The sequence below is a fragment of the Mesorhizobium sp. M0522 genome, assembly GCF_040321085.1.
Taxonomy (GTDB): domain Bacteria; phylum Pseudomonadota; class Alphaproteobacteria; order Rhizobiales; family Rhizobiaceae; genus Mesorhizobium.
Genome location: NZ_JAMYQW010000087.1, coordinates 1 through 3,816 on the forward strand (window position 1 = coordinate 1; position 3,816 = coordinate 3,816).

5 protein-coding genes are annotated in these 3,816 nt (G+C 57.0%); 2 read left to right on the top strand and 3 right to left on the bottom strand.

What is annotated here, in order from left to right:
- Positions 1–125: 125 nt before the first annotated feature.
- Entirely contained in the window at positions 126–281 is a 156-nt protein-coding gene (locus tag NKI58_RS35290; RefSeq protein WP_352625703.1) for a hypothetical protein, read from the bottom strand.
- Positions 282–883: 602 nt separating this feature from the next.
- On the opposite strand from NKI58_RS35290, the gene NKI58_RS35295 reads away from it, so the two are divergent.
- Positions 884–1,168 (top strand): hypothetical protein, encoded by a 285-nt coding sequence (locus NKI58_RS35295; RefSeq protein WP_352596270.1) that lies wholly within the window; start codon positions 884–886, stop codon positions 1,166–1,168.
- A 134-nt stretch (positions 1,169–1,302) separates the two neighbouring features.
- Here NKI58_RS35295 and NKI58_RS35300 read toward each other — a convergent pair whose 3' ends face one another.
- Together NKI58_RS35300 and NKI58_RS35305 are read right to left on the bottom strand one after the other, a co-directional pair.
- Positions 1,303–2,664, bottom strand: coding sequence for a sensor histidine kinase (locus NKI58_RS35300; RefSeq protein ID WP_352596273.1), 1,362 nt, complete (start codon positions 2,662–2,664; stop codon positions 1,303–1,305).
- Positions 2,651–3,328 carry a response regulator gene (locus NKI58_RS35305; RefSeq protein WP_352596276.1) on the bottom strand — a complete coding sequence of 226 codons (678 nt, stop codon included), beginning with the start codon at positions 3,326–3,328 and terminating at the stop codon, positions 2,651–2,653. The genes NKI58_RS35300 and NKI58_RS35305 overlap by 14 nt, the downstream gene beginning before the upstream one ends.
- A gap of 264 nt (positions 3,329–3,592) precedes the next feature.
- Here NKI58_RS35305 and NKI58_RS35310 point away from each other — a divergent pair.
- On the top strand, positions 3,593–3,816 hold a 224-nt coding region (locus tag NKI58_RS35310), incomplete at its 3' end, for a hypothetical protein (RefSeq protein WP_352643529.1).

Here is a 3,816-nt window from a genome sequence, read left to right on the forward strand (position 1 = left end):
ATGGCCTCCGGCGTGGCTTCCACCGGCAAGAGCTGCTCCGGAACTGAGCGCCGTCAAAACGGCCGCTACGATCATACGTTTCATGATGCACTTTCTCTCATTGTAGAGGTTGCGGGGTTCGGTTCTCATCCCTGTTTGCCGTGACCACCGTGCGCTGCCGGGGCCATGTATTCGGGCCGGACGCGCCGTACCTTGTCGGTGACGTTCGACTTATCGAGGCCGAACACCGTCGGCACGTCGTGATCCACCACGTTGGATCGTGTAATGCGACTTGTGGCCATCGATGCCAGTTTCTCGCTTTTCTGGTATCGAGCTCAACATCCACATGGCGCCGACGGGGTGTCGAGCGACATCTCCGAGGATGCTAGGATCTTGTTTCAAACCGAGGTTCGCGCACTCGCGAGCGAAGGCCGTTGCAAGAACGCTATTGCTCGACGACACCATGCGCCACAACATTTTTCATACATTTTTGTAAGGCTTGCGTATGGCTCGTGGCCACCCGCGGGTGGTTGTCGACCTCGATGCAGATCTCTCAGGAACGGAATAGTGGACGACCCAGGCAACCCCGTGTGCGGCAATCTCCCAGCGCCTCAAGCAGACGCGACAGTCAAACATTCGTTTTCATTGATGTCTGGTTCCGCGCGCGCTCTTTTGCCTTTGAAGCATCATTGGATAATTGGATAGACATGCATCCCCGCAAAGAAACTGTGTCAGCCAGCAGCATGTGCCATTTCATAAGCTGACCTTCCGGACTTTGCTTTTGTCATGGCCACGCATGAGAATCACAAAAATGTAAATCGGAGCGAAGGTGCCCGTGAATTCGACCCGATAGCCTGTTGTTGCTGAGCGTCGGAACGCTCACTTTCGACAAGAGGACTGAACCATGAAACACACTATCGGATATGCATTGATTGTCTTCGCCGCAACGACCGGTGTCGCCAACAGCGGCACGAACTCGACAAGCCCGCGCATCGGCGAGGTCTTGCACGGCCATGGATCGACGGGCGAAACCACGAAATCGGCATCCAACCCCGACATATCTTCCCAAGTGCTCGACAATGGCGATATCGAGAAGACTGATTCCCCCTATAACCGAGTCGAAACTGTGAGCCCCTCATCGTGGCAGGGGGGGAGCCCCCGCCAGCGCGCCAGTTGGGCGGGCCGGTAGCAGGACCAACACCGCAGTTCCGCATCTTCCCACGGAGCCAGTGCAGGGCAAACCAGCTGGCAGCGCTGCCGGCTGGTTTGCCCTTTTTATAATTTCGTCTCAAGTGATATGAACAACCGTCTAAGTGACTGACCTCAATTATGGTTACGGGGGAACTCTGTTTCCACAATTAAGCCGGGGCTATTGTCCTTCAGGGAAATTGTCGCGCCATGCATGTCCGATATCGCCTTGACCAGGCTGAGGCCGAGCCCTGTCCCTTCGGTGGTCCGGCTTTTTTCCAGGCGATAGAAGCGTTTGAACACCTTCTGCCGCTCCGCCGCCGGGATGCCCGGTCCGTTGTCGCTGACGATGATTGCACAGCGATTCGCCTGTGTCGTGACACCGATCGCAATCCGGGATCCTCTTTGTGTGTGGCGCATTGCGTTGACGATAAGGTTCACGCACATCTGCTTCAGCAGTTCGGCATCGCCCCATATGAATAAGGCCGTGTTTTGGCTGTCATTGGACAGAACCAGCGAACGCTCGGCGTCTTCCACGATGTGACTATAGATATCGTAGATTTCGGCGACCAATTCCGAAAGGTTCACCCTCGCAAACCGGGAACGGCGTGCGCCGGACTCGATCTGCGAGATGCGCAGCAAGCCCTCGAAGGTGCCGGCTATATGCGAGATTTCGCTCATCGCTTTTTCGATAAGGAATCTCGTGGCCGTTTGGTCTTTGCTTTCGGAAGCGGCCTCAAGCGTTAGAAACAGCCGGCCGACCGGCGTCTTGAGGTCGTGAGCGATGTCGGTCGTTACCTGCGTCATCGCCGCGACACTAGCCTGTAGCTGTGCCAGCGCGACGTTGACCTCAGTTGCCAGCACGTCGATGTCATCGCTGCGCAAGGAGACCGGCAAGCGGGTAGCGAGATCGCCGGCGCCAACGGACTTCATCGCATCCGAGAGTCTAGCGACACGCCGTCTCGTGCGGAACGCCAAAACTGCGCCCGCGCCGAGACCTCCAGCAAGCACGATCGCCGTTCCCCAGCCGAAGCTGATAAGCGCGATGCTGCGCAAGCGATTGGTGTCGTCATAGCTTACGCCGACGGTCAGGTCGTAGCCGTCCAGGTCCTTCCGGTAGAGCCTGAAATTATTGAGCGCCGCCTCGTGGCTTGTCGGTGCGCGTGTGGAAAATCCCGGCGGCACGTTGGAAATGTCAATGTTGCCAGCCAGGAAGTCGCCTTCGGGATCCTTCAGTGTGTATAGCGTCTCCTGTCCCCTGATTGCCGGACCATGGCTTCGGATCATGGCAGCAGCGCCATCGACACCGTTCGCGTCATAAGCGAAAGAAATCTCCCGGAACCGCTCCATCACATGGGAATCCAGCCGCTCGTAAAGGTAGGCGGCGACCATGTTGTAAGCGACGAAATTGGCTCCCAGAAACGAGAGCAGAAACAGAGAGATGTAGAACGCGGCGAGTCGGATGGACGTACTTCTGGCGATACTAGCGTTGGCCATGGATGGAGTAGCCGGTATTGCGTCTATTACGCAGGAGCGGAACATCGAATGGTTTGTCGATCTTCGCCCGCAGTCGGCTGATATGGGTTTCCACCACGGTGCTTTGCGGGTCGAAGTTGAAGTTCCAGATCCGCTCAAGGAGCATGGTCTTCGTCAGTATGCGGCCCTCGTTACGCATGAGGAGTTCAAGCAGCGCGAATTCCCGAGGGAGCAACTCGATCGTCGTTCCGCCGCGGGTGGCGAGGCGGCTGAAGAGATCCAGTTCCAGATCAGCCACCTTCAGCTTTGCCTTTTCGGGGGTGATCGGAGGGCGCCTTTGCAGAGCATTGATCCGAGCCAGGAGTTCGGAGAATGCAAAGGGCTTGATCAAGTAATCGTCCGCACCTGCCTCCAATCCCTCAACTCGATCGTTGACACCGCCCACCGCCGTCAGGAAGATCACTGGGACCTTTCCGCCGGCGCCTCGAAGACCCCGCACGAGCGACAAACCATCGAGGCCTGGCAGCATCCGATCCACAATTGCGACGTCATAGGGCTCGCGCAGTCCGACAAGCAAAGCATCGCGCCCGTCTGTCAGGACATCGACCACATGGCCGGAAGAGCTCAGTCCATTTTCGATGTAACGGCTGATTTGTTCGTCGTCTTCGACTAGAAGAAGTTTCATAATAGCAATCTCTCATCTGGCCTGGCGCGCCAAGCGTTGATGACCTTTTATCCAGTTTGCTTCTGTCAGCGACGCGGACGAAGCGATGTCTCACTGAGGCTTTTCCCGGCGGTTTTTCGGCTCCGCGCCATTAATCGGTGACGCAGCTTTTCCATCAGCCAGGTACTGGGTTTTGATGTCTCAATATCCATAGACTGGATCGAGAACGCGGCTTTGCGAAAGCGCCTCGCAGCTTTCACGAATATTGACCACTTGTAGCGTCATTTGGCGTATCCCTTCATTGTGCCGCAAATCCAGCACAAGGCTGATCCGCGGCGCTCATCACCTCGCAAGCGATCGCGCCGGGATCGCCTGCGAGAGCGGTCAGTTGCGCTTCGGATTGGTTTTCACCCCGCGACGCTGGCCGGGTTACTTGATACCGGTGACCGTGATGCGTCCGTTGACGCGATCGGCTGTGAACTCGATCGCCTGACCCGTTTTGACCTTGT

Coding starts and splice junctions, on each gene's coding strand:
- NKI58_RS35300 (WP_352596273.1), bottom strand. CDS start 2,664: ATGGCCAACGCTAGTATCGCCAGAAGTACGTCCATCCGACTCGCCGCG.
- NKI58_RS35305 (WP_352596276.1), bottom strand. CDS start 3,328: ATGAAACTTCTTCTAGTCGAAGACGACGAACAAATCAGCCGTTACATC.
- NKI58_RS35290 (WP_352625703.1), bottom strand. CDS start 281: ATGGCCACAAGTCGCATTACACGATCCAACGTGGTGGATCACGACGTG.
- NKI58_RS35295 (WP_352596270.1), top strand. CDS start 884: ATGAAACACACTATCGGATATGCATTGATTGTCTTCGCCGCAACGACC.